Here is a 26411-nt window from a genome sequence, read left to right on the forward strand (position 1 = left end):
GTCTTATATTCAGCGAATAACTCGCTAATCATATAAACCCGCCATCTTCCCCTTTGATATTAAATTTTACCGTTTCAATTGTAGATAACCGCTCGGTGTTAACCCGGTCCACTGTTTGAATGCCCGGGTAAAAGAGCGCGATTCGCTATAGCCCAACGCGTGTGCAATCTCTGATACCGAGAGTTTTTGAGAGAACAGTTTTTCAACCGCCAGGTCCCGTCTGATCTCATCTTTAATCTGTGGATAGGAGCTCCCTTCACTCTTGAGTTTACGCCGCAGAGTCTGGGAACTGATATTAAACCCCTCTGCCAACGCCTCAAAAGAGGGGCATTGCAGAACATCGCTATCCTGTTGTAGCAATAACGCACGGATACGAGCCCGATAACCCTCTTCCTCGCCGGGAATTGTGATCAGGTCTGCCGGTGAGTGCCTGAGGAATTGCGACAGGTCTCGCTGAGTTCGAACCGGAGGTTGCGCTAAAAAATCGGCACTGAAGCTGAATTTCAGACGCGGCTGGTTAAAGTGATGCCGACAGGGAAAGAGGTGTTTCAGCTCACGCCTGTGGGCAGGCTTAGGATAGGTGAAACAGACCTCACTAAGAGGGATTTTTTTACCAACAATCCAGCTGGCGTACCGGTGCCAGATAATCATCCAGAACTCTTGATAAAAGTAATCGGGATCAAGTTCAGGCCGGGCAAACTCTATTTCAAATTCAACCCTGTTGCCCTGTTGCTGCAGCTCCATCTGAATATCATCAGTAAACAGGTTATAAAACAGAATACCCTGGCGTAGCACCGCTTCAAGGGAGTCATAGTGCAATGAATTGCGGGTCATAAAAGCAAAGACTCCTGGTTTACAGGGCCGTGCTGTACAGCCCATAAACTCATCCCCCAGCTCCGCCCAGACCGCTTGCACCAGCCGGGTCATCTGATCACCATGAGCCCTGCCACCGGTTTGCTGCAGCTGCTTTTGGCTGACACCGATCTGATCTAGCAGTGCATCCGCCGCTGCGCCCTTTCGTACAGCACAGTTCAGCGCCGCCCGAATATAGTGAATATCAACTGTGGCCATATAACCAACCCGTCATGCTTAAACCCTACTTATCGCAATGGAGACCCGGTGTATCGTTAGCCGGTGCCCTGGCAACAGACAGTATGTAATATTTTGTGATCTAAGTCGTCATATTAGGACATTTTATGACAAAGCATTTTCCGCCATAGTGATCATTGGTTTATTTCAAAACAGATCACAGGTATCGCATATGTCTGACAAGTTATTAGTTGAGTTGGTTGAGCACACCGCTGTCGTCACGATTAACAACCCGCCGGCGAACACCTGGGACCTGGAAAGCCTGAGCGTTCTGAAAGATCGGATTGAAGAACTCAATGCTAACCCTGAAGTGTATAGCCTGGTACTGACCGGTTCCGGTGATAAATTCTTCTCCGCTGGCGCCGACCTGAATATGTTTGCCGATGGTGACAAAGGCAACGCCCGCGAGATCTCCAGTTTGTTTGGTCAGGCCTTCGAGGCGCTCAGCTGCTTTCGTGGCGTCTCCATCGCGGCGATGAATGGCTACGCAATGGGCGGTGGTCTGGAATGCGCCCTGGCCTGTGATATCCGCATTGCTGAAGCACAGATTTCGATAGCGCTGCCCGAAGCCAAAGTCGGCTTGCTGCCCTGCGCTGGCGGCACCCAGCGTTTATTGAGTCTGGCCGGGGAAGGCTGGGTTAAACGCATGATCCTGTGCGGTGAAAGGCTTACAGCAGAGCAAGCACACAAGATAGGCATTATCGAAGAAGTGGTCGGCCGGGGCGAAGCGAAAGCCGCTGCAATGGCGATGGCGCAAAAAGCTGCACAGCAGAGCCCTTCCAGCGTCGCCGCATGTAAGTCACTGATTCAGGAATCACGCACACTACTGGAGAAGGGCTTACTGCGGGAACGGGAGCTGTTTATCGATCTGTTCGACACCGCAGACCAGAGCGAAGGGGTCAGCGCGTTTCTGGAAAAGCGCTCTCCAGAGTGGAAAAACGCCTGATTCAACCGTCACCCATAAAAAACGCCGCAATACAGTTTTGCGACCGAATTAATAAGATGAATGGGCTGGCCCCATCGAGAGAAGAGCAATGTCACAGAATCAAGAATCTATCGTCATCGTCGCCGCTACCCGCACCCCAATGGGAGGGCTGATGGGCGCTCTGAGCGAAGTACCTTCACCACAACTGGGCGCAACCGCGATTAAAGCCGCAGTAGAACGCTCCGGGCTTAATGCCAGCGATGTCGATCAGGTCATCATGGGTTGCGTATTACCCGGCGGCCTGGGACAAGCACCTGCCCGCCAGGCAGCACTGGGCGCTGATCTGCCGCTGTCTGCCGGCTGCGTCACCATCAACAAGATGTGTGGCTCCGGAATGAAAGCAGTGATGGATGCCCATGACCAGATAAAGGCAGGCACCAGTTCAGTGATGGTCGCTGGCGGCATGGAAAATATGAGTCTGTCCCCTTACCTGCTGCCGAAAGGTCGTGGCGGTATGCGCATGGGCCATAGCCAGGTACTGGATTCAATGTTTTTTGATGGCCTGGAAGATGCGTACGAAGGTGGCCTGATGGGTACCTTCGCCCAGGCAACGGCCGATAGTTTTGGTGTCACACGGGAGGCGATGGATGACTTCGCGATTGAATCCCTCAGCCGTGCTAACCAGGCGATCAATGAAGGCTGGTTCGAGAACGAAATTGCGCCGGTAACTCTTAAGAGCCGCAAAGGCGAGACCCTGATAACCATGGACGAGCAACCGGGCAAAGCCAATCCGGACAAAATTCCACAGTTGCGTCCGGCCTTCAAAAAGGACGGCACGGTCACTGCGGCTAACTCCAGCTCTATCTCCGATGGCGCTGCCGCGCTGGTACTGATGAGCGAAAGCGATGCCAAAGCCCGCGGTCTGACACCACTGGCCCGCATCGCCGGTCATATGACCCATGCCCAAAGACCCGCTGACTTTTCAATTGCACCTATCTCTGCAGTCCAGAAACTATTAGACAAGGTGAACTGGACCAGCGATGAGGTTGACCTGTATGAGATCAACGAAGCCTTTGCCGTGGTCACCATGCTGGCAACGCAAAAGCTGGAACTGGATCCGGCAAAGGTCAATGTTCACGGTGGCGCATGTGCGCTGGGCCACCCGATCGGTTGTTCCGGTGCCCGCGTTCTGGTCACCCTGATCCACGCCCTTAAGCGGCTGGGCAAACAGCGCGGCGTAGCATCGCTGTGCATCGGCGGCGGTGAAGCTACCGCGGTCGCAATCGAAATGATCTGAACGGCTGCTAAGAACTTTATTCAATCACATTCAGGGGCTGCTGATTCAGCCCCCTTACCTTACTAATAAGTACTTACTAAAGAGTACTTTAAAGAGAGAGTCACCTGATGGATATGACCCTAACCGAAGACCAGGCCATGATTCAGGATATGGCACGCAAGTTCGCCCAGACCGAACTGGCTCCTGTAGCAGAAAAACTGGACCATGAAGGCGATCGTGCTCTGTTCCTTAGCAACCTGAAAAGCCTGGCTGAGCTGGGTTTCATGGGCCTGAATGTCGATGGCGAATACGGCGGCGCCGAAGCAGGTACCGTTGTATTCAGCCTGGCTATTACCGAAATTGCCAGGGCTTGCGCTTCAACTGCCGTTACTATGTCGGTCACTAACATGGTCGCCGAAGTCATCCAGGCGGTTGCCTCTGAAGATCAGAAAAACCAATATTTGCCAAAGCTGTGCAGTGGCGAATACCCTGCCGGCGGCTTCTGCCTGACGGAAACTACTGCCGGCTCTGATCCATCAAACATGAAAACCACCGCGGTGCTGGATGGCGACGAATGGGTTCTTAACGGTGCCAAGCAGTTCATCACCAGTGCAGAGTACGCAGGTGTATTTGTAGTATGGGCTGTTACCGATAAAAACCAGCCCCGCGGTAAAGGCATCTCCTGCTTCCTGGTCGAAAACAACATTCCAGGCTTATCAGTCTCTAAAGCTGAAAAGAAAATGGGCCAGCACGCCTCTGCCACTAACGAAGTGTTGTTTGAGGATTGCCGCATCCCTAAAGACGCGCTGATGGGTGAACTCAATCAGGGCTTCAAAGTCGCCGTCGGCGAACTGGCCGGTGGCCGCATCGGTGTCGGTTCCCTGGCGTTGGGTATCGGCCAGGCGGCGATGGATTATGCGCGCAGCTATATCACCGAACGCCAACAGTTCGGCAAGCCGATCGCGAACTTCCAGGGCCTGCAATGGATGCTGGCTGACGCCTTCACGGATCTGGAAGCGGCCCGCCTGTTACTGATGAATGCGGCGGATAAAAAAGCCAAAGGCCAGCCGTTCTCCAAAGAGGCCTCAATGGCCAAACTGTTTGCGTCTGAAAAAGCCAACAAAGCCTGCTACACCGCCCTGCAACTGATGGGTGGCTATGGCTACATCAAAGAGTTTCCACTGGAACGCTACGCCCGCGACGTACGAATCACCTCGATCTACGAGGGCACCAGTGAAATTCAACGGGTCATCATCGCCCGCGAACTACTGCGCGAAATCGCTTAAAACAATTAAAAGAATACTTTCGAAGGAATAAAACATGGATCTTAATAACAAAGTCGTCATCGTTACCGGCGGTGCATCAGGCCTGGGTTTAGTAACTTGTAAGCAACTGGCTAAGCAAGGTGCGAAGATTGCAGCCTTTGACCTGAATGAAGAAGCCGGCCTGGCACTGGTCGATGAACTCAAAGGCCAGGCGATCTTCGCCAAAGTCGATGTCACCGACGCCGCCTCTGTTGAAGCGGGTATCGCCCAGGCGGTAGAAGCTTTCGGTACCATCCATGTTTGTATTAACTGTGCCGGTATCGCACCAGGCGGAAAAACCGTTGGCCGCAACGGTGCACTGCCGCTGGAAAAATTTGCTCAGGTTATCAACATCAACCTGATCGGCACCTTCAATGTGCTGCGTCTGGCTGCCGAGCAGATGGCGAAAAACGAGCCGGGCGAAGACGGCGAACGCGGCGTAATTATCAACACCGCTTCAGTCGCCGCCTTTGATGGCCAGATGGGTCAGTCTGCCTACGCTGCCAGTAAAGCCGGTGTGGTAGGCATGACACTGCCGATCGCCCGCGATCTGGCCAAACTGGGCATTCGTATCATGACCATCGCACCGGGTATTTTCGATACCCCAATGATGAAAGGCATGACCGATGAAGTGCGCGACCCGCTGATCGAAATGGTACAGAACCCGAAACGTTTCGGTGATCCTGAAGAGTACGCCTCCCTCGCGGCTCACATAATCAGCAACAACTACCTCAATGGCGATGTGATTCGTCTGGATGGTGCTATTCGGATGGAGCCTCGCTAAAGGCCCAACCAACGCTTATCGGAGATAACGCTTGGCTCAGGAAAGAGACTGCGGGATACAGCCTCTTCTTAACCCGGGCCAGCGCCATACCCGATGCAAAGATATAACAATAAAAACTGATTATGGGACCTGCAACATGCAAAGAGTTAAATACCAAGATCTGATTAAAGAGTTCTCACCGACGATGGTTGATGAGCAGTTTACCGGTAGCCTTGAAAGCGGAATAAATGTTTGCGTAGAGATCTGCGACCGCTATGCCGATACCGATAAAATAGCGCTTCGCTACGAGCGGGCCGACGGCTCACGTGGCGAAATGAGTTTCAGCGAGTTAAAAAGCCGCTCGGCACAGTTTGCCAACTACCTTCAGTCTCAGGGTATCGGCAAAGGCGACCGGGTTGCCTGCCTGCTACCCCGCACGCCAGAGCTGATGGTTACTGTATTGGGAACTCTCAGAGCCGGTGCGGTTTACCAACCGTTATTTACCGCGTTTGGCTCAGGAGCCATCGAGTATCGTCTGAATCAGGCACAAACGAAGTTGATTGTTACCAACTCTGATCAGTGGCCGAAGCTGGCAGACGTTAACGGCTTGCCAAAGACACTTCTGGTAGCCGACGCCGAAGGTCAATATGCTGCGGAGGCTGACGCGCTGTTCGATCAGGCTCAGAGTGGACTGTCAGACATGTTTGAACCGGTTCTGATCGGTAAAGATGATCCTTTCCTGCAGATGTTTACCTCTGGTACTACAGGAAAATCCAAAGGCGTCACAGTACCGGCGAAAGGACTGGTCTCTTTCTGGATGTATATGACCTACGCTATCGAACTGCTGCCGGAAGATCGTTACTGGAACGTCGCTGATCCAGGTTGGGCCTACGGTCTTTACTACGCGGTGGTCGGTCCATTGTTGCTGGGCTGTACTACGCATTTCAATGAAAGTGGATTCACTGCGGACAACACCTTCAAATTCCTGCAGGATTATCGCATCACGAACCTGGCTGCGGCCCCTACCGCATACCGGCTGTTGATGGCGCATGAAGAGCAACGTTCAGATTATGATATCAATCTCCGAGCAGCCAGCAGTGCCGGTGAGCCGCTGAATCCTGAAGTCATTACCTGGGTCAAACGCATCTTCGATTGCCCGGTAAAGGATCAGTATGGACAGACCGAAACCGGTATGACATCGGCTAATTTCCACGCCTTAGAACATCAAGAGCGCACCGCTTGCATGGGCTATCCGTTACCTGGCTATCGTCTGGTCACACTGGATTCCGAGTTGAACGAAGTCGGGCCGGGTGAGACCGGAGAGCTGGCAATCGACATCGAAGCATCTCCGCAATTCTTCTTCCAGGGTTATACATGGGGAGAGAAAAACCCCTTCAAAGGAAAATACTACCTGACGGGTGATATCGTAATCAGCAACGGCGATGGTTCGCATTCCTACACCGGTCGTGATGACGATATTATCGCCTCTGCCGGATACCGGATCGGACCCGCGGATGTCGAAAGTACGCTGCTTGAGCATGCCTCAGTCAATGAGAGCGCGGTGGTTGGTAAGCCCGACGAAAAAAGAGGCAGCATCGTCAAAGCCTATGTCGTGATCAAGCCCGAGTTTGAGGCCGGGCCAGCGCTGGTTGATGAACTGCAGCAGTTTGTCCGCAAACGTCTATCGACCCATTCGTTCCCAAGACAGATCGAATTTGTAGATGAGCTGCCTAAGACACCTAGTGGCAAGCTTCAACGCTTCCTGCTGCGCCAACGCGCGGTCGACGAAGCAACTCAATAGTGGCTGCATGGGAGCCAACTCACCCGGTGCGCTGGCTCCCTTTCTCCGAGGCTTTCTAGGCTTTCTAGGCTTAAGCATCTTCAGTGCCCCTGGCAGCTGAGCCAGCTATTTCGTATTCACTATTCCCCCCTATGATTCGAAGGACCTACCCATGAGTATGCTAAGCGATATCAAAGTACTAGACCTCTCCACACTACTGCCCGGCCCCTATGCTTCAATGATGCTGGCGGATATGGGGGCGCAGGTGTTACGGGTCGAATCCCCTGACCGGGTAGACCTGGTGCGGCAACTGGAACCGATGATCGGCGATTCATCAGCCGCGCATCAATATCTGAACCGTTCAAAACGCTCAATCGCCCTCGATCTGAAGCAAGCGGAAGCGATCGCGATCGTGCATCAGCTGGTTCAAGAGTACGACATCGTGCTGGAACAGTTTCGCCCCGGCGTAATGGATCGCCTTGGCATCGGTTACGAAGCACTGAAAGCGATAAACCCGCGACTGATCTTTTGCTCTATCACGGGTTATGGCCAGACCGGCCCCCATAAAGACCGTGCCGGACACGATCTCAACTACCTCGCGCTGTCAGGTGTCAGCAGCTATTCTCACCGCGCCGATCAGCCGCCAGTTCCCCTGGGTATTCAGGTTGCAGATGTCGCCGGAGGATCCCTGCATAGCGTTATCGGTATTCTGACTGCGATCCACCACCGGGAAAAAACCGGTGAAGGGCAGATGATCGATATCAGCATGACCGATGCCGCCTTTGCCCTGAATGGGATGAGTGGTGCCGGTTCGCTGGCCGGTCAGAAGCAACCTCAGGCGGAAGCTGAACTCCTCAACGGCGGCTCGTTTTACGATTACTACGAAACACTGGACGGTCGTTATTTCTCAGTCGGCAGCCTCGAGCCTAAGTTCTTCAGCGGCCTTTTCGATCTTATCGAACGGCCGGAACTTAAGTCACTGGTAACTCAACCTGCACCACAGCAACAGTTAAAAGACAGCCTGAAAAACATCTTCAAAGAGAAAACCTTCGGCCAGTGGCAAGCAATTTTTTCCGACTATGATCTCTGCGTTGAACCGGTACTCAACCTGACCGAAGCCGCTAAACACCCGCAGTTACAAGCGCGCGACATGGTTGTCGATGTGCCCCACCCGGATAGTGGCACTCAAAAACAGATAGGCTGTCCGATTAAGTTTTCTGGTTATACCGCAACGTACCGGGAAGCAGGCGGAAAAGTTGGCTCTCACGGACGTCAGGTACTGGAAGAGCTGGGCTTGCAGGCAAGCGAAATTGAATCACTTGTCAGTCAAAAAGCAGTCAAGTTATAAACCACTCCAGCGCCCTGTTTAGCTTTTAATCAAGCCCCCGATTCAAGCCCTGAATCAACCTGCTGACACAGGGAGACAGGTACGCATTTACGCGACTGGCCTCCCTTTATTTCTGCGATTTTTTACAGCTCAAACTACTCATTCAAACCACCCTTTCAAGTGATGAACGTCGCGTCTGACCCATCTACTCTGTGACATATACGGCGAATAGCTAAAACCTAAAATAGAAAGCCGCGACAGAGTAACCGATTAAAATAAAAAGTGAGTTGAGCATGAAGCGTTTCCCCGAAAAAAGAGTATTTATCACTGGCGCAGCTAGTGGTCTGGGCCGAGCCCTGGCGCTGGCGTTCGCCAATGAGGGCTGGCGCATTGCCGCCACTGATATAAACCAGCAGCGTTTAAACGAAACCTGTCAGCTGATCGAAGAGCAAGGTGGCACCTCCCTCAACCTGCTATGCGATGTCACCTCATATAGCGCGATAGAAGATACAGCCCTGATACTGGAAGAGCGCTGGGGCGGCGTCGATATCGTCATCAATAACGCCGGCATTGCTGATGCAGGCCCCATGGAAGAGTTGTCGCTGGAGAGCTGGCAGCGAATGCTGGATATCGACCTTTGGAGTGTTATTTTCGGCTGCAAAGCCTTTATCCCGATGCTCAAACGCCAGGGTGGCGGGCATATAGTCAATACAGCATCCAGTGCAGGTATCGCCTGCGCTCCGGAAATGGCGCACTACAACGTCGCTAAAGCGGGGGTAATCGCACTTTCCGAAACCCTCAAGGCTGAACTGGCAAGCCATAATATTGGAGTCACGGTCATCGCACCAACTGTATTCAAAACCAATCTGGGGGAAACCCTGGTCGATGGCCATGACACAGGAATGGGTCGTTCACTACTTAAAGAGCTGGAAAGGTCGACGGTAACCTCAGAACAAATTACCGAACAAACGCTGCACGCGATCCAAAAAAACAAGCTCTATGTGCTGCCGCAAAAAGACGCTAAGCGTGCCTGGCGCATGAAGCGCTTTTTCCCTGAACTGTATTTCAATCTTCTGTCAGTGCTGTACCGCAAGCGACTATGGGTGTTCTCCGATATGGATAAACCCGTTGCTCCCGGCACTGAATAACCAGCGCCGATTAACAGTTACCTCTGCCTGATATCGAGAACCTGTAACGTTTTCAGGCCAGAGCGAGTACAAATTAATGTTTTCCCCCTGCAATGGGGCTGCTTATTCCAACCTCTCTAACAACAAAAACAGATGGAGTAATACGATGAAAAAAACCAGGCAACCGATCAGCCTGCTGCTTAGCTCACTATTTCTGGTGCTAAGCATACCTGCAGTACATGCCGACTCATTTGTCGATTCACAGGACAGAAGCAAACCTGAACCTGTCACTTACGTTGAGATATTTGCCGATACCGAGGGTGAAACGCACTTCAGAGAAAGCAGCATTAGCCTTACCACTAAAAGTTACGCACCGCCGGCGATCCCTCTGGCGGTATCCAGCCCACAAAAGGCCCGGGCGGTAGCATTTTTATCCGTTCCTCCCGGCTGGATTGGCGACTGGCATCCGGCTCCTGCTGAACAGTTTATCTTCATCCTCTCCGGGAACACCGAGGTAGAGGTCAGCGACGGTGAGATCAGACAGTTCGCCGAGGGGGATATCGTTCTTGCTGCCGACACTACGGGTAAAGGGCATATAACCCGAACCGTAGGTACTAAAAAAGCAGTACTGGCCGCTGTTCCGTTAGCAAAATAACCCTACAAATATCTGCCTCTTACGGCTCTGGCGATCCACCCGGGCCACTTCACATTAAGACCTCAACAAAATATCACCCAACTCTGCGCGCCTCTGAGTCGATCACCAGAATAACCATTAATCCCTGCCTTCATCGTAATCATTCCGGCATAAACCACCCTTTAGGGTGAACCTCAGTACCACCCTTTCAAGCGACGTTTAGCCCTGCGCAGTTGAGTACCCTGAGATTAAGAAATTTTGTTCCAGCGTCTGGATTACGCCGGGATATACGTATTTAACCTGCCAATAAATAAAATATCAGGGGTCGTTACATGTTTCATTTCGATAAATTATCTGCACCAGTGCTTGGTTTAACCGGACTGGATGCAGCATTGTCTGAAGAAGAGCGTTCAATCCAGGATGTCTGCAACCGTTTTGCCAGAGAGGTGATGCGTCCTATCGGCGAAAAGCTGGACAAGATGAGTGCGGAAGAAGTTATAGCCCCGGAATCGCCGTTATGGGATTACCTGAAGCAGATGGAAGAGACAGGCATCCTCGATCTTGAAGCACTGGGCGCGATGAGCGATGAAGAAAAGTCACGCATCATCCCGATCATCTTCGAAGAGCTGGCCTGGGGCGATGTCGGTCTTGCGATGACGATGATGGTGCTTAAATTCCCGGCCTTCGCAGCTTACAACAGCGGCAACCCGGAACTGATCGAGCGCTTTGGCAAGCTGCGCGGCTGCTGGGCGGCAACGCAACCCGACCGTGGCAGCGATATGGTTGACCTTGATGCCAGTGAAGTTTTTCCAGGCTCAAACCAGGGCCGGGGCAATATTGTTGCCCGCCTTGAAGGCGATGAACTGGTCATCAATGGCCAGACTTCAGCCTGGGTCTCTGCTACACCGATAGCCGAATGTGCCCTGCTTTATTGCCAGTGTGATTATGGCGATGGAGTTCATCACAAAGATGGCGGTCTTAATTACACCGCCGTGCTGGTGCCATTCGATCTCGAGGGTGTATCCAAAGGCAAGCCGCTGGAAAAACTCGGTATGCGCTCATTGTGCCAGGGTGAAGTCTACTTTGATGAGGTCCGGGTGCCTAAGAGCTACGTTCTGGAAGGACAGGACTCGGCCTACGGCAGTTTCTTCGGTGCACTGACCTTTGGCAACATGGAGATGGGTATCAGCTTTACCGGTGTCGCCCGTGCTGCCTACGAACATGCGCTGGAATACGTCCATGAGCGTAAACAAGGCGGCGCCACTCTGATCGAACATCAGGGCGTTCGGACCCGTATTTTTGATCTGTTCCGTAAAGTCGAATCCTGTCGGGCTATGGCGCAGCGCGTATTCGCCTATAACTACGGTCCCAACGGCGCCAATCTGGCCGCCTCTATCGCCAGTAAAACCTTCGTTACTCAGACCGCTTATGAAGTCACCAGTGATGCCCTGCAACTGTTTGGTGGTAACGGCCTCACCACAGAATATCCACTGGAAAAACTACTGCGCGATGCCCGTGCGGCACTGATTGCCGACGGTGAAAATAACGTTCTGACGCTCAAAGGCGGCACCCTGATAAGCAATGCTTATCAGCAAAACAACTGAATAGAACCTTCTTATCAGTAACAGCACATCAATAAAAGCATCTATAAAAACTATCTATAAAAACAAGAGATTTGAGGATAATAAAATGAGTAAGAGCCCTGTAATTTTGTACGGCGCCAGCGGTTACACCGGTCGCCTGGTTGCCGAATACCTGCGTGAATATCAACTTCCGTTTATCGCTGCAGGCCGCGATGCCGCACGTTGCAAAGAAGCAATGAGTCTGGTGCCAGGTATTGAAACTGCCGAATATGAAGTAGTACAGGTTGAGCACACGCTGGATGCGCTGGTCGAGCTCTTCAGTGGTGCCAAAGTGGTTTGTAACACCGTAGGACCTTTTGCCCGTTTCGGTACTCTGGTTGTTCAGGCGGCTCTTAAGGCAGGCTGTCACTATCTGGACACTACCGGAGAGCAGGAATGGATGCTGGCGATGCGTGACGAATTCGGTGCTGCCTATGCCGAAAAGGGACTGGTACTGGCTCCTTCGACCGCATACATGCACGCCGTAGGTAACATAGCCGCCGAACTGTGCCTGGAGCAACCGGGGATTGATAGTCTGGATGCGGTCTGTGTACCAACCGGTGTGCCGACCGTCGGCTCTACCCGCACCGTTATGGATATGTGCCGTAACAAGCAGCACTGGCTGGAGAATGGCCAACTGGTTGAGATCGAAAACCCGATGGCCGGCTGCGAAGTGGCAGTGCCGGGGATGATTTCGACTGTACTGGGCCTGCCCTGGGGCGGCGGTAGCCTGCCACTGTGGTACGCTGAAGACCACCGCGTTCGCAACTGCCAGTCCCGCACCGGTTTCACCAACCGACCGCTTATGCAGGGGGTGGTTGATCTGGCTGCACACTACGAGGCCAACTTGAAACATCTGCCAAATGACGAGCAGGAGGCTGCATTGAACGCAGTCGCCGACAACGTCACACCGGGCATGCCACCACGGGAAAATCGCAACATTCACCGTACCGTCGATATGTGCTACGGCACAGGCAATAACACCCAGGTCAAGTGCACCATTGTCAGTAACGGTGGCTACCTGATGACCGGGCTGGTACAGGGCTTTATTGCCAACCAACTGATTAAAGGTGGCGGCAAGGCAGTTGGTTTCCAGGCGCCGACCAATATTGTAGGTCATCATGAGCTGCTGGCGGCGCTGCAAAGCTACGGTTTCTGCAACGTCAACGTCGAGACTATCTAACCAGACCTGATCTGTTCTAGTTCTGTTTTCTATGCTTCACGACCGGAGCGGTTGCTGCTCCGGTCGTTCTAATTACACAGGAGTGTCTCATGCGAGTTATTGATTCGTTTGACAATGGCGCAGCCCTCTACCCGGACAACCTGGCCTTTGTCGATGGCCCTGACAAAATCACCTACCGTGATGCGCAATCCCAGACCCGGCGTATTGCCGCGGCGATCCGGGGCCACGGTTACGCAGCCGGAAGTAAAATTGGCATCCTCGGCCCTAACGCCAACATTTCGTTTATTGCCCTGCTGGGCCTGTTCCGCTCCGAATCGGTCTGGCTGCCGGTAAATCCACGCAACGCAGTGGATGCCAATATCGATCTGCTGGACCGGTTCGACTGTGAACTATTGATGTTCCACTCCAATTACGAAGCCGAAGCCCGCGCTATCATGGCTGCTGTCGAGGGCATCAAAGAGATCCTTTGTATCGATTCTCAAGTTGATGGCATCGCGTCACTGGAAGGCTGGCTGGACGGGTACAGCGATACATTCGAAATGGCACCGGAAGATCCCGATGGGCTGTTTGCGATATTCCCTACGGGAGGTACCACCGGCCCGTCCAAGGGCGTTATGCTGGTTCATAAAAACATCGACACGATGTTCGCCAACTACTGGTCCCACCTGCATTATTACGACAATACCCGTCACTTAGTCGTCGCGCCGATGACCCACTCAGCCGGCATTTTGGGTTGTCTGCACTTTGCCCGTGGCGGCACCAACTATATGATGGCTGCACCCAGCCCCGAAGGCGTGCTGCAGCAAATTCAGGAACATGGCATTACCCACCTATTTTTGCCACCAACCGTACTCTATATGATGCTGGCACAACCTAACGTACGTGATTACGACTGCTCATCACTACAACACTTCCTGATCGGTGCTGCACCTTGCTCACTGGAAAAACTTAAAGAAGCGATCGCTGTCTTCGGCCCGGTTATGACCGAAGGTTTTGGTCAGACCGAAGCCCCTGCGGCAATCACCATCAAAGCCCCGTGGGACTATATGGATGCCGACGGCAATATTGACGAGGCACGCCTGCAAAGTATTGGTCGCCCTGCAGTATTTAACGAGGTTGCCATTCTGGACGACGAAGACCAGCCGGTAGCCAACGGCACTGCCGGTGAGATCTGCATTAAGGGTCGCCTGGTGACCCCGGGCTATTACAAGAACCCTGAAGCGACCGCAGAAATTCGCACCAACGGCTGGCACCATACAGGTGACATTGGCGTGAAAAGCGACGACGGTTTTATCACTATCGTCGATCGTAAGAAAGATATGATCATCACCGGCGGTTTCAACGTATTCCCTAACGAGATCGAGCAGATTCTGACGACCCATTCGGCAATTCAGGACTGTGCTGTGATCGGCGTTCCCGACGAAAAATGGGGCGAATCGGTTAAAGCGGTTATCCAGCTAAAACCCGGTTACACCGCCACCGAAGATGAATTGATAGCACTGACCAAACAGAAGCTGGGCAGCGTAAAAGCACCCAAAACAGTCGATTTCATCGCCGATCTGCCGCGCAGTGCGGCGGGCAAAGTGCTTAAAAAAGACCTGCGAAACCTGTACTGGGAAGGCCAGAGCCGCGCCGTTAACTGAGGATAAAACCTATGTCAGAGAATATTGTAATCGCCGGCGTCGGGATGATCCCCTTCAACAAACCCGGCCAGAGCGAAAGCTACGATGTGATGGGTGGCAAAGCCACCCGGGCGGCACTGACCGATGCCAACATCGACTACGATCTGATCCAGCAGGCCTATGCCGGATATGTCTATGGCGACAGTTGTGCCGGGCAGGCTGCGCTGTATCGGGTCGGCATCACCGGGGTACCGATCTTTAACGTCAATAACAACTGCGCCAGTGGTTCATCAGCGTTCTACCTGGCCAGCCAGGCAGTAAAAACCGGCGCCGTTGAATGCGCCCTGGCGGTCGGCTTTGAAGAGATGACACCGGGCGCCATCGAGATGGTATTCCCGGAGAAGACCCCGCCGCTGCAACGCCATACCGAAGCGGTTGGCCGGTTGATGAACCTGACTGAAGAGGAGATGAAACTACCACCAGCAGTGGTGATGTTCGGCTGTCAGGTTGACGCGACTAAACAAGAGCTGGGTATTGGCGATGAGGTGCTGGCGCAGATCGCTGTGAAAGCACGGACCCACGCCAAACATAACCCGTACGCTATCTTCCGCGATCCGATCTCCCATGAAGCGATCATGGAATCACCTTCAATCTACCGTGGTCTGAAAAAACTTTACGCCTGCCCGCCCAGCTGCGGTGCTGCCGCCGTTATCGTCTGCAGCGAAGCCTTTGCCAAAAAACACGGCATCGATTCCAGTGTCCAGGTGATCGGACAGGGTGTCTGCAGCGACAGTAAAGAGTACTTCGAAGATAACGTATTAGACGTCATGTTCCGCGCCCTTAGCCGTGATGCGGCCAATGAAGCTTACGAACAGGCCGGTGTCGGTCCTGATGATATCGACGTTATCGAGCTGCACGACTGCTTTACCAGTAACGAGATTCTCACCTACTCCGCCCTCGGCCTCTGTGCTGACAGTGATATGGAGAAGTTCGTAATGGAAGGTCGCAACACCTACGGTGGCGATGTGGTGGTTTGTCCATCAGGCGGCTTGCTGTCCAAAGGCCACCCACTGGGGGCCACCGGACTATCGCAGCTGACCGAGCTTGTATGGCATCTGCGCGGTACCGCCGGCGAACGCCAGGTCGAAGGCGCACGGACTGCTCTGCAGCATAACGGCGGTCTGGGCAGCGCAGGGTTCGTCAATATCCTGCAGCGCAGTTGAGGATACTTTTATAAATCAGCACAACAGCGCTGGAGCCCCTGCTACCACAGGGGTTCCTTGCGTCTGGCTACACTTAAAAATCACACCCGAGGTGATGAAAAATGAAAATAATAAAAAAGCAGAGAAAAGCGTTCACCATACTACTTGGCATGTCTCTGGGCCTGCTAATCAGCAGCCAGACAACGGCACAAATCAGTGATGAAATTTTGAATTCAATTACCACTCCTGACAGTGTTGAAACATCGGTCGGCACATTGCAGTTTATCGACGGGGCTCCTCTGCCGGAAACTTCCCGCAAGGTCTACGACCACCTCGATACCATGCGTGGTGTCGACGCCTTTCTCAAGGGTATCCCCGGTGCCTCCCTGCACGCCCTGATATCGGGCACCTATGCAGCAGGTGCCGTTGAGGCGCATCAGGTGCTGATCATGGACCGGATGCTGGACTCCCAACCACTGTTTTTAACCGGTAATACCTCAACCATGTACGTCATGCCGACACTTGATCTGGAACGTGACGGCCCGACTGTAATGGAAGTCCCCCCCGGCATGCTTGGCCTGATCGATAATGCCTGGTTCCGTTATCTGGGCGACATCGGTCCTTTGGGGCCTGACCATGGTAAAGGCGGTAAATTCCTGGTCTTACCACCAGGCTATGAAGAAACGCATGAGGATGATATCCCCGAGGGCTATTATGTTGTTCCCTCCGATAGCTACCACGTGTGGGTTGTAATGCGCGCTTCCGTCGCCAACGGCATCGAAGCGGCCGCGAAGAATATCAAAGATAACCTTCGAATCTACCCGCTGGCTAAGCAAGACAACCCGCCGGAAATGGAGTTTATCAGTTCCGACGGCAAGTCATTCAATACCATTCACGCCAATGACTTTAAATTCTATGAGGAAGTGAACGCTGTAATCCAGAAAGAGCCACTGGAGCTGCTAGACCCTGAGTTGCGCGGTTTATATGCCTCAATCGGTATTGAAAAAGGCAAGCAGTTTAACCCCGATGTCCGGATGAAAAAACTACTGACCGATGCGGTAGCAATTGCCAATGCTACTGCGCGTGCTACCGTCTGGTACCCACGTACCGAGGGCACCATGAAGGGTATTGAGGTCTTTCCCGATACAGGCAGTGCATGGAATATGGGGTGGGTCGACAAAAATGTCTTCTTCACCGGACCGGACGGCAGCACCATGAATTCTGATGCGCGCACCTATTTCCACTACTTCGCAACCGGAATAACCCCGGCCATGGCGGTCAGTATTCCCGGCAAGGGGTCAGACTATGCGATCGCTTTTGTTGATGCCGACAAGCAGCCATTCGATGGTGCCAAAACCTATAAAGTGCATATCCCTGCAGATGTCCCGGTTAACGACTTCTGGGCTCTGACCGTTTACGATTCGCAGACCCGCTCACAACTGCAGACCGATCAGCGCTTCCCTTCGGTCGATAGTTTGCAGGACTTAAAGCAGAACGGCGATGGCTCCTACGATATCTACTTCGGGCCAGTGGCACCTGAAGGTTTCGAGGAGAACTGGCTGCAGACTGTTCCGGGAAAGAGCTGGTTTACCGCACTCAGAATGTATGGTCCGCTTGAGGAATGGCTGAACAGAAGCTGGCGTCCCAGTGAGGTGGTGCGGGTTAACTGATCCCGTTATCCCCTTGAAAAAAAACACCTAAAAGCAGGCGTAGGGTGCAATAGCGGAGCGTATTGCACCTTTAACCTATGCTTTACCAAGCCCATCCTTTGAGGCGGTTATTACTCTGTCGATCAGGTTTTTGGCTTCTGGTTTCGCACAATGCTTACTAATTAGCCTACAGAATAGAAATAAGATTCCTGAAGGAGGCTTAACCCTAATGAAAAGACTCAAACTTTTGCTCATACTTGCCGCCGTAAGCATGATGCCATTTATAGCTACTGCTAAAGATTTCGATCTAAGCAAAGCGGATATTCATGACCGTATGGCATACCACCGCGCCATTGATGCAGTGGTGTGGAGCCAACCACTTATGAACTTTAAAACCTTTCGCGATGCCTTGACCGATGCCGGCGCCGGGCCTAATGATGTGAGCTATTTCGCCACAGTTCAAAACTGGAAATTCCAAACGGCTACACCGAACAATACGACCCCCTATATTATGGGATATTGGAACATGAAAGATGGTCCGATCGTGGTGGAATTACCTTCAGTTGTTGAAGGCCTGGGGATGTTCGGGACCATCATGGATGCGTGGCAACGCCCGATTGAAGATGTTGGCTCCCGTGGCCGCGACAAAGGCCAGGCTACTAAATATTTGTTGATTCCATCAGGGTATAAAGGTCCGTTGTTGCGAAACGCCAAGGTCTATACTCATGAAACCAACAGTGGCTTTATCGTTTTACGTCCGATTATTGCGGGGATCACCCCTGATAATATGGCTAAGGTTACAGACTATGCCAAAGGCGTAAAGATCTATCCCCTTTCCCAGGCCGATAACCCTCCCGAAATGAAATATGTCGATCTCTACGACAAACAGCTTGAGATGACACCGGTCAATTCCAGTGATATTTACAATCAGCTTCACGGGATGATCCAGGAAGAGGTCGTTCTTGATCGTGACTTATCCATGATGGGCCTGTTGGCGCGAATTGGTATCAAAAAAGGAGAAGAATTTAAGCCGGATTCAGAGATGCAGGCCATCTTTAAACAGGCAGCACCTGAAGCCCGTGAGTATTTGATTGAACAATACCATCGCAAGCTGAACCCCTGGATTTATGACAATAAGAAATGGAGTTCCCTCACTCCTTTGGGAGACATTGAAACAGACTGGACTTTTGAGTACCCGGCTTATTACGATTATGTCGCCCGTGGCGGCCTGTATTATGCCATCATCACAAGTATCAAGAATTATGGAACAGCGACTTTCTATGTTGATCTGGCAGAGACAAGTGACGGTCAGTGGCTGGACGGCTCTAACAATTATCGCCTGAGAGTGCCGCCAAACGTTCCTGTCAGTCATTTCTGGTCTGTTACAGCCTACGATCTGGAAACTGCATCCTATATCCGCGATGTTTCTGAAAGCAGCATCGACTCAATTACCAATACTGTACAGAGAAATGCTGACGGCTCTATTGATATCTATTTCGGCCCCAAGTCGCCTGAAGGCAAAGAAAGCAATTGGCTTCCCACTGAACCCGGGCGTCGTTTCTTCATGCTGTTCAGAGCCTATGGCCCTCAACCAGGTCTGTTTGATGGTAGCTTTGAGCTCAACGACATAGAGCCGCTTAACTAAGAAATTAGCGGGGGACAAAGCGGCTTGACCGGGCCGCTTACTCTAGTTTAGCCCCGCCTGAATCGCTCCCGATATACAGTCGGTGTCAGCCCGGCCCGCTCCTGAAACAGTCGGGAAAATGAGCTTGTGTCCTCATACCCCACCTCCTGAATGATCGATTCGATATTCATTTCCGTCGTTTCCAGCAAGTGTTTGGCTGCCTCTATGCGTAGATTCTGCAGATAGGTTAAAGGGGGCATTCCAAGCGCGCTATTAAACCGCCGCATCAGGGTTCGCTGGCTCACCGCCAACTCATCCGCCAGCTCTTTCATACTGATATTTTTACGCAGATCCTGTTGCAAGCGATACTGCGCCCTGGCCACCAGCTTATCACCATGATCGGTGGTTTTAGACAGAGAGAGGTAAGGCGCCTGGGCAGTCTGACCGATATCCACCAGCAGCGCTTTAGCGCAGAGCGAGGCTATGGCCGGGGAGAAAAACCGCTCAACCATACGTAGCGCCAGATGCTGATGGGTCGTAATAGCACCCGCGCAAACAAGTCGATCATCCTCGGTTAACAGCTGTTTCACATCGAGTGAGACATTTGGAAAGCGGCTGCGAAACTGCTTCTCCAGCCACCAGGTTGTGGTCGCGGTATGGCCGTCAAGAAGACCGACCTCTGCCAGTAAAAAAGTACCGGTGCAGTTAGCCGCCAGGATCGCTCCCCGCTGCCATTGTTCAATCAGCCAGCTGCCAATGACACCATGCTTCTTCAGAAAAAGATCAAATGCCTCAGCCCCGCCGTAGAAAACCCCGGGGATATAGACCACATCAAAGACTGTCTTCATATCAGGAGCGGAATCAACCGCTAACGGCAGGCCGCCACTGGCTTTTACATTGTTACCGTTAATAGAGAGAAGCTGCCACTCAAACGGTTCCATAGCATCTCCCAGCTGTTTTCTGGCGTGGGCATTGGCGATCTGCAGCAAGTCCATAAAACCGGTCAGACTTGAGGCATAACAGTCATCCATCGCTAATAGTGCAACCCGGGGCATATTGTCCATTCTCGCATTTAAGTTGTCATTTACGACCTTACACTTTAACAGAGCGACTCTTTAAACTCATCTCTAAGATAAAGAAAACATAAAGTAGCTGATTAATAACTATCCAGTTTTTTTGACAAGTCAGACAGACTTAGAGCAATTTACGAGGTGCTTAGACGTGATTAAGACAAGGTTTACAGAACTCTTTAATATCGAACACCCGGTAATTCAGGGCGGTATGCAACGGGTATCCACCGCTGAACTGGTCGCCGCCGTTGCCAACGCAGGTGCTTTAGGCTTTCTGAGTGCCCTCACCCAGCCAACACCTGAAGCATTAAGAGAGGAAATTGAACGTACCCGTTCGATGACCGACAAACCGTTCGGCGTTAACCTGACGATCCTGCCGACTCTGACCCCTCCCCCGTATGAGGAATACGCGCAGGTTATCGTCGACAGCGGCATCAAGGTGGTCGAAACCGCTGGCCGCAGCCCGCAGCCCTTTATGCCGATGTTTAATGCTTCCGGCGTTAAAGTTATTCATAAATGCACCTCAGTACGGCATGCTCTGAAGGCACAACAGGTTGGCTGCGCCGCTGTCACCATTGACGGTTTTGAAGCGGCAGGGCATCCCGGCGAAGACGATATCCCATCTCTGATACTGGTGCCCCGGGCCGTTGATGAGCTGGATATTCCGGTTATCGCCTGTGGTGGTTTCAGCGATGCCAGGGGCCTGGTTACCGCCCTGGCACTCGGCGCAGATGCCGTCAGCATGGGTACACGCTTTGTCGCAACTCAGGAAGCTCAAGTGCATGACAATATGAAACAGAAGCTGCTGGAGGCCAGTGAACTGGATAGCCAGCTGATCTTCCGCAAGTTCAGAAATACCGCACGGGTGTACAAAAATAGCATATCGACTGAAGTCGCCTCGATCGAAGCAAAACCTGACACTGAGTTCTCAGATGTTGCCGATCTGGTGGCGGGCAAGCGTGGTGCGGTAGTGCTGGAGACCGGCGATATGGAAGCCGGAATCTGGTGGGCGGGAATATCTGCCGGACTGGTCTATGATATCCCCAGCGTCAATGATGTTGTGTCAAACATAGTCACCGGAGCGGAACAGATTATCCAGCAGAAGCTGCAAGGGTATCTAAGCTCATAAAACCCAGCTATTTACTCCCCCAGAGATAAGTTACGTAGGGTGCAATAGCGCAGCGTATTGCACCAAAACTGTCTCAATCTTCGTAACCTAACGTATCTGCAACCGAGCTGTCCGCCCAATCCTTGTTATATCCCCCTGTTCCACCAAACGATGAAAAGTGGAATAGGGCCAATCCCCCACCCTGGATACCAGACCATGTTTGAGTGGATTGATATGGATGTAGTCCATATGGGCATTAAAGTCCTTTTCATCCCGTATCAAATGTTCCCAGAATCGCCTCTGCCAGATACCCCGTTCACCGCGTTTCTGACGCGATAGAGATCGCCGCTCTGAATGAGGAAGCATCTTCGAAAATTCCCCTTTTATTAACCGCCAGCGCAGTGAAAAGTTTGAGTCCCCCGGAGGTAAGCTGAAAATGCAATGAATATGATCAGGCAGCACTACCCAACCATGGATAACGAAGGGATGGCGCTCACGGACATCACGCACAACCGCACGTAAGATATCGACATGACGCACCAGCAAATTACTCTGCTGGCGCTGAAGTAGATTGACTGTAAAAAAATAGGTGCCGCCCGGCATCCATGCACGTCGGTAGTTTGACATAAGCAATACTGGCTGATTTAGCAAAGCGGTGCAATACGCTACGCTATTGCACCCTACGATGCTGAAGTAGATTGACTGTAAAAAACAGGTACCGCCCGGCATCCATGCACGTCGGTAGTTTGACATAACCAGATACTGGCTGATTTAGCAAAGCGGTGCAATACGCTACGCTATTGCACCCTACGATGCTTGCCTCTGCCAAGGCTACACGCAGCCACCGGCAGTTATAGCCACTACTTTCCAAAACCACCCTTTCAAGTGATCCCACCTGCCTCAGCCTCGATTAACGTCTGTATCAACGCCTCTATTGTCTGCGCAAAACGGCAAATGTTAATTATAAAAAGGTAAACAATCATGACTCAATTTTCTAACAAGGTGGTTATCGTCACCGGAGCATCCGCAGGTATCGGTAAAGCCACAGCACTCACTTTCGCTAAGCAAGGCGCGAAAATTGCCCTCGCCGATATTAACGAAAGCAGCCTGCACGGTGTTGCCGACGAAATTAAAGAGCTGGGTGGCGAAGCCCTGGTTGTTGTTACCGATGTCGCCGATGAAATTGCCTGCCAGAAGATGGTTGCAGACACCGTTAACCAGTTCGGTCGTCTGGACGTGATATTCAACAATGCCGGTATTTCCGGTGAGCGCGCGCTGGTTGCCGATACCACAGCGGAACAGTGGCAGAAAGTGATCAGCATCAACCTGAATGGCGTGTTCTTCTGTACTAAAGCGGCAATCCCTGCGATGCAGAACAGCGGCGGCGGTGTAATTATCAATACCGCATCTGTCGACGGCCTGATCGGCATGGCCAGCCTGAGCCACTATACCGCCAGCAAACATGCAGTAATGGGCCTGACCAAAGTGACCGCTCTGGAGTATGCCGACCAGAACATCCGCTGTCTGGCCGTTGCCCCCGGTTATATCGCAACAGCAATGACAGAAGAAGGCTTTAGCGACGAAGAAAAGCAGGGCTTACGCAGTATGGTGCCGATGAAGCGCCCTGCGGCACCGCAAGAGATAGCCAACTTTGTCGTCTGGGCTGCATCTGACCAGGCCTCTTACATCAGCGGCTCATCCCATGTCATCGATGGCGCACTGCTGGCGGGTATCAGCGGTAAATAGTCTTACCTTCATCTGACGGGTTAAGAAAGCATTGAGCTTTGTCAGTTCACAGTGCTCCAGAAAAAGGGTGATCTGAAAATTCACCCTTTAGAGGGACGTACTAATTACCCGTGACCTATAGTTTTAAACATAAGATCCAGCTCGGAGAGCAACATGCTGATGGTCATAGCAAATCGCTCGAAGACATTAATAAATATAATAAAGGAAGCACTATGAATCAGCTCGCAATGGCGATTCGCAAAACTGTTCGCCAAAAACATCTACGAATACTCTCTTCAGGGCTAATCGTAGCCGGTCTGGCGTTAGGCGCCTCATCGGCACACGCACTTAGCTTCGAACTGGAAAACGGCGTCACCATCGATTGGGATACCACCCTGAAATACGATGCCCAGTGGCGTATGGAAGACCAGGACAAAACGTTACTGGAGACCAGCCTTAGCGCTGGCAACGGCTTCCTGAGGGATGACGGCAACCTTAACTTTGATAAGCACGACATGACCCAGAACCGGGTCAGTTTCAGCACCGAAGCGGACATCAATGCCGGCAATTACGGCGCCTTCCTGCGCGCCCGGGGCTGGTATGACGAGGTTTACGATGATGACTCTTTGGCAGCAGCCAATTTTCAGCAGGATGGTATCGATCAGCATAAATCAGAGATAGAGATGCTCGACGCATTTATCTACGGTGACATCGAGATCGGTGAGAGAAGCCTGAACCTGCGGATCGGTGACCAGGTTGTCAGCTGGGGCGAGAGCCTGGCGCTGTATGGCGGAATCTCTTCGGCCCAGGGACCGATTGATGCGACCAAAGCTAACTCTCCCGGTGTCGATCTGAAAGAGATCTTCCTGCCAGTTGGTCAGGTTTACGGTGAGATGGACCTGAGCGATACCCTTTCGGTAGGCGCCTATTATCAGTATGAGTGGGACGAATCCCGCGTCGATGCACCGGGCACCTATTTCAGTCCTCTGGATGTCTATGGCCAGGGTGCTGTCGGGGACTCTTCAGCTTTAGGTATAGTGACTGAAATTACGCCTGACAGTGATTCTTACGGTATTGCACTACGCTACGTAGCCGAGGAACTGAACAGCACCGAATTCGGTCTTTACTACCTGCGTTATAACGACTTCATTCCAACGATTCAACTAACCGGTGATGGAACCCCATATCCCAGCGTCACCCTTGAGCACTTTAATGATATCAATCTCTTGGGCCTGAGCTTCGGTACCGTGATCGGGGATACGAATATCAGTGGTGAGATCAGCTACCGTGACGGTCAACCGGTTCAAGTTGGCGATGGCCCATTTTTCTATTTTACAGAGGCTGAGACCGTTCAGGCGCAAGCCTCATGGCTACATCTGTTCGGTGCAACGCCATTTGCCGATAATCTGACCTTTATAGGTGAAGTTGGTTACAACCGTGTAATCGGTATTGATGATGATGCCCTGGGTAGTGCATTAGCGATAACCACAGGTGCTTCAGGTGGCCCGCTTAGTCAAGAAAATATTGACAATGTTCTCAATAATGATCAGGAAGCGGCCAGTGCTCTGCTGCGACTGAAAGCAGATTACTACAGCGTCGCCCCTGGCCTGGATATGTCCGTTACCGGTACTTACCGCAACGACTTCTACGGTACTTCCTCGGTGCTGTTCACCTTTACCGAAGGCCGTGAAGACCTGGCGTTAAACCTCGATTTCACCTATCTCGATAAACACACCTTTGGCGCCAGCTATGTCGCTTTCCTGACCGATCCGGAAGACATTGTGGCGGGTGGCGATCCGATAGAGTTTGCCCATCACACGGCTGACCGCGATTACGCCTCCCTTTACTACAAGTACAGTTTCTAAAGATATTGTTACGGAGCTAAAATAATGAAAATAACTAAAGCCCTTTTACTTACCGGTGCAGCCAGCCTCGCGCTGAGCGCCTCTTCCCTCACCCTGGCTCAGGTCAGCGCAGAGGAAGCCGCCAAGCTGGGTGCTGAACTGACCCCTTACGGTGCCGAACGTGCCGGCAATGCCGACGGTTCAATCCCGGAATGGACCGGCGGTCTGAAGCAAACGCCTGCCGGTTACCAGGCCGGTGGTCTGCGTCCCGACCCTTACGCCAGCGATACTGTGCAGATGACCATCACCGGCGCAAACTACAAAGACTACGCCGACAAGCTGACCGAAGGCGCTAAGGCGATGTTTGAAAAGTATCCCGATACTTTTCAGATGCCGGTCTACCAGACCCGCCGTAGCTTTGCCGCACCGCAATGGATCTATGACAACGTAGCCAAAAACGCTACCAGCGCATCACTGAGTACGGACGGTAACGGTATCGACAATGCTGCCGGAGGCATTCCGTTCCCGATAGCTAAAACCGGTGCCGAAGTCGTTTGGAACCATAACCTGCGCTGGGCCGGTAAAGGCACCTATAAGGAATTCAGCTCTTACACCGTGTTTGACAATGGTCAGATCAATCTGGGTGGTGGACTCGCCTGGGAATCGTTCCCTTACTATAAGAAGAGCGAACCTTCCAAAGCGGATGATATCTACTTCCAGCTGCTGGTTCAGTACGCCCAACCGACCCGTCGCAAAGGTGAAGTAATTCTACTTCGTGACCCGATGAATCAGTCAGATAACCCGCGTCAGGCATGGCAGTATATCCCTGGCCAGCGCCGTGTTCGCCGTGCACCGACTGTTGCTTTCGACACTCCGAATGCTCAGTTCAGCGGGCAGGCAACATACGATGATGCCTATATGTTTAACGGCTCGCCCGAGCGTTATAACTGGACGCTTATCGGTAAGCAGGAGATGTACATCCCGTACAACAACTACAAGTTCATCAATGAAGCGGCATCCGGTCCTGAAGCCTTCGCTACACCGAACTTTCCAAACCCGGACCTGGAGCGTTGGGAGTTGCACCGGGTATGGGTAGTCGAAGGTGAGCTGAAAGACGGCAAACGTCATATCTACGGCAAGCGTCGCTTCTACTTCGACGAAGACAGCTGGCTGATGGTCGCTAACGACGCCTTTGATGGTCGCGGTGAACTCTGGCGTGCGGGTTTTGCCCACGTCGCTCACCTTTACGATCAGGATACTACCGTTCTGCGTGGCTACTGGCTGGCAGATATGCTCAACGGTGCCTATGCAGTTAACGAAGTTGATAATAAGCCGCTTGAACTTACTGAAGGTAAAGAAGCTAAATTCTTTACCCCGCAGTCGGTTCGTAAACTCAGCCGTCGTTAACCTGAGTTAATAATACAGACAGGGGCCTCTCAGCCCCCGGTCTGTATTTCCTATCCCCCGGTACGTGAGAAAGCTAAGCAGAAGATGATTGGCTCCTGAGCAGTGATCTGCTGTTAGATTTTTCCCTTTT

The 26411-nt window shown here is 52.3% G+C and carries 20 protein-coding genes and 1 pseudogene; 18 read left to right on the forward strand and 3 right to left on the reverse strand.

What is annotated here, in order from left to right; genetic code table 11:
- Positions 1 to 66 precede the first annotated feature (66 nt).
- Entirely contained in the window at positions 67 to 1071 is a 1005-nt protein-coding gene (locus ACQUQM_RS11965; RefSeq protein WP_432474768.1) for an AraC family transcriptional regulator, read from the reverse strand.
- A gap of 190 nt (positions 1072 to 1261) precedes the next feature.
- Between ACQUQM_RS11965 and ACQUQM_RS11970 the strand changes: the two genes are divergently transcribed.
- The 14 genes from ACQUQM_RS11970 to ACQUQM_RS12035 all read left to right on the forward strand — a co-directional run bounded on the left by ACQUQM_RS11970 (position 1262) and on the right by ACQUQM_RS12035 (position 19148).
- Positions 1262 to 2035 carry an enoyl-CoA hydratase gene (locus ACQUQM_RS11970; RefSeq protein ID WP_432474769.1) on the forward strand — a complete coding sequence of 258 codons (774 nt, stop codon included), beginning with the start codon at positions 1262 to 1264 and terminating at the stop codon, positions 2033 to 2035.
- 88 nt (positions 2036 to 2123) lie between these two features.
- On the forward strand, positions 2124 to 3311 hold the full coding sequence (locus tag ACQUQM_RS11975; protein WP_432474770.1) for an acetyl-CoA C-acyltransferase: 1188 nt from the start codon (positions 2124 to 2126) through the stop codon (positions 3309 to 3311).
- Positions 3312 to 3418: 107 nt separating this feature from the next.
- Positions 3419 to 4576, forward strand: a complete 1158-nt coding sequence (locus ACQUQM_RS11980) for an acyl-CoA dehydrogenase family protein (RefSeq protein ID WP_432474771.1) — start codon at positions 3419 to 3421, stop codon at positions 4574 to 4576.
- Between the two features lie 34 nt (positions 4577 to 4610).
- Positions 4611 to 5378, forward strand: a complete 768-nt coding sequence (locus ACQUQM_RS11985) for a 3-hydroxyacyl-CoA dehydrogenase (RefSeq protein WP_432474772.1) — start codon at positions 4611 to 4613, stop codon at positions 5376 to 5378.
- Between the two features lie 136 nt (positions 5379 to 5514).
- Positions 5515 to 7158, forward strand: coding sequence for an AMP-binding protein (locus tag ACQUQM_RS11990; RefSeq protein ID WP_432474773.1), 1644 nt, complete (start codon positions 5515 to 5517; stop codon positions 7156 to 7158).
- 151 nt (positions 7159 to 7309) lie between these two features.
- Positions 7310 to 8485 carry a CaiB/BaiF CoA transferase family protein gene (locus ACQUQM_RS11995; RefSeq protein ID WP_432474774.1) on the forward strand — a complete coding sequence of 392 codons (1176 nt, stop codon included), beginning with the start codon at positions 7310 to 7312 and terminating at the stop codon, positions 8483 to 8485.
- A 272-nt stretch (positions 8486 to 8757) separates the two neighbouring features.
- Complete coding sequence (locus ACQUQM_RS12000; RefSeq protein WP_432474775.1) at positions 8758 to 9612, forward strand: SDR family oxidoreductase; 855 nt, start codon at positions 8758 to 8760, stop codon at positions 9610 to 9612.
- Between the two features lie 145 nt (positions 9613 to 9757).
- Positions 9758 to 10246 carry a cupin domain-containing protein gene (locus tag ACQUQM_RS12005; RefSeq protein WP_432474776.1) on the forward strand — a complete coding sequence of 163 codons (489 nt, stop codon included), beginning with the start codon at positions 9758 to 9760 and terminating at the stop codon, positions 10244 to 10246.
- A gap of 311 nt (positions 10247 to 10557) precedes the next feature.
- The gene (locus ACQUQM_RS12010; RefSeq protein ID WP_432474777.1) at positions 10558 to 11829 is read left to right on the forward strand and encodes an acyl-CoA dehydrogenase family protein; all 1272 of its coding nucleotides are present in this window, start codon (positions 10558 to 10560) and stop codon (positions 11827 to 11829) included.
- An 85-nt stretch (positions 11830 to 11914) separates the two neighbouring features.
- Positions 11915 to 13030: a saccharopine dehydrogenase family protein gene (locus ACQUQM_RS12015; protein ID WP_432474778.1), complete on the forward strand. Its 1116-nt coding sequence runs from the start codon at positions 11915 to 11917 to the stop codon at positions 13028 to 13030.
- A gap of 89 nt (positions 13031 to 13119) precedes the next feature.
- On the forward strand, positions 13120 to 14673 hold the full coding sequence (locus ACQUQM_RS12020; RefSeq protein ID WP_432474779.1) for a class I adenylate-forming enzyme family protein: 1554 nt from the start codon (positions 13120 to 13122) through the stop codon (positions 14671 to 14673).
- A gap of 11 nt (positions 14674 to 14684) precedes the next feature.
- Entirely contained in the window at positions 14685 to 15875 is a 1191-nt protein-coding gene (locus ACQUQM_RS12025) for a thiolase C-terminal domain-containing protein (protein ID WP_432474780.1), read from the forward strand.
- Positions 15876 to 15976: 101 nt separating this feature from the next.
- Positions 15977 to 17524 carry a DUF1254 domain-containing protein gene (locus ACQUQM_RS12030; protein WP_432470103.1) on the forward strand — a complete coding sequence of 516 codons (1548 nt, stop codon included), beginning with the start codon at positions 15977 to 15979 and terminating at the stop codon, positions 17522 to 17524.
- A 208-nt stretch (positions 17525 to 17732) separates the two neighbouring features.
- Positions 17733 to 19148 carry a DUF1254 domain-containing protein gene (locus tag ACQUQM_RS12035; protein ID WP_432470105.1) on the forward strand — a complete coding sequence of 472 codons (1416 nt, stop codon included), beginning with the start codon at positions 17733 to 17735 and terminating at the stop codon, positions 19146 to 19148.
- 47 nt (positions 19149 to 19195) lie between these two features.
- Here ACQUQM_RS12035 and ACQUQM_RS12040 read toward each other — a convergent pair whose 3' ends face one another.
- Positions 19196 to 20182: a GlxA family transcriptional regulator gene (locus ACQUQM_RS12040; RefSeq protein WP_432470106.1), complete on the reverse strand. Its 987-nt coding sequence runs from the start codon at positions 20180 to 20182 to the stop codon at positions 19196 to 19198.
- Between the two features lie 166 nt (positions 20183 to 20348).
- Between ACQUQM_RS12040 and ACQUQM_RS12045 the strand changes: the two genes are divergently transcribed.
- Positions 20349 to 21326, forward strand: coding sequence for an NAD(P)H-dependent flavin oxidoreductase (locus ACQUQM_RS12045; RefSeq protein WP_432470107.1), 978 nt, complete (start codon positions 20349 to 20351; stop codon positions 21324 to 21326).
- Between the two features lie 73 nt (positions 21327 to 21399).
- On the opposite strand, the pseudogene ACQUQM_RS12050 reads toward ACQUQM_RS12045, so the two are convergent.
- Positions 21400 to 21932, reverse strand: a pseudogene (locus ACQUQM_RS12050) (REP-associated tyrosine transposase).
- Positions 21933 to 22286: 354 nt separating this feature from the next.
- Here ACQUQM_RS12050 and ACQUQM_RS12055 point away from each other — a divergent pair.
- The 3 genes from ACQUQM_RS12055 to ACQUQM_RS12065 all read left to right on the forward strand — a co-directional run bounded on the left by ACQUQM_RS12055 (position 22287) and on the right by ACQUQM_RS12065 (position 26281).
- Complete coding sequence (locus ACQUQM_RS12055; protein ID WP_432470108.1) at positions 22287 to 23051, forward strand: SDR family NAD(P)-dependent oxidoreductase; 765 nt, start codon at positions 22287 to 22289, stop codon at positions 23049 to 23051.
- A 212-nt stretch (positions 23052 to 23263) separates the two neighbouring features.
- The gene (locus tag ACQUQM_RS12060; RefSeq protein WP_432470110.1) at positions 23264 to 24895 is read left to right on the forward strand and encodes a DUF1302 domain-containing protein; all 1632 of its coding nucleotides are present in this window, start codon (positions 23264 to 23266) and stop codon (positions 24893 to 24895) included.
- 24 nt (positions 24896 to 24919) lie between these two features.
- Positions 24920 to 26281 carry a DUF1329 domain-containing protein gene (locus ACQUQM_RS12065; RefSeq protein WP_432470111.1) on the forward strand — a complete coding sequence of 454 codons (1362 nt, stop codon included), beginning with the start codon at positions 24920 to 24922 and terminating at the stop codon, positions 26279 to 26281.
- The last annotated feature ends 130 nt before the right edge of the window (positions 26282 to 26411 follow it).

Origin of the sequence: Amphritea sp. HPY, assembly GCF_050870985.1 — a bacterium.
GTDB lineage: Bacteria > Pseudomonadota > Gammaproteobacteria > Pseudomonadales > Balneatricaceae > Amphritea.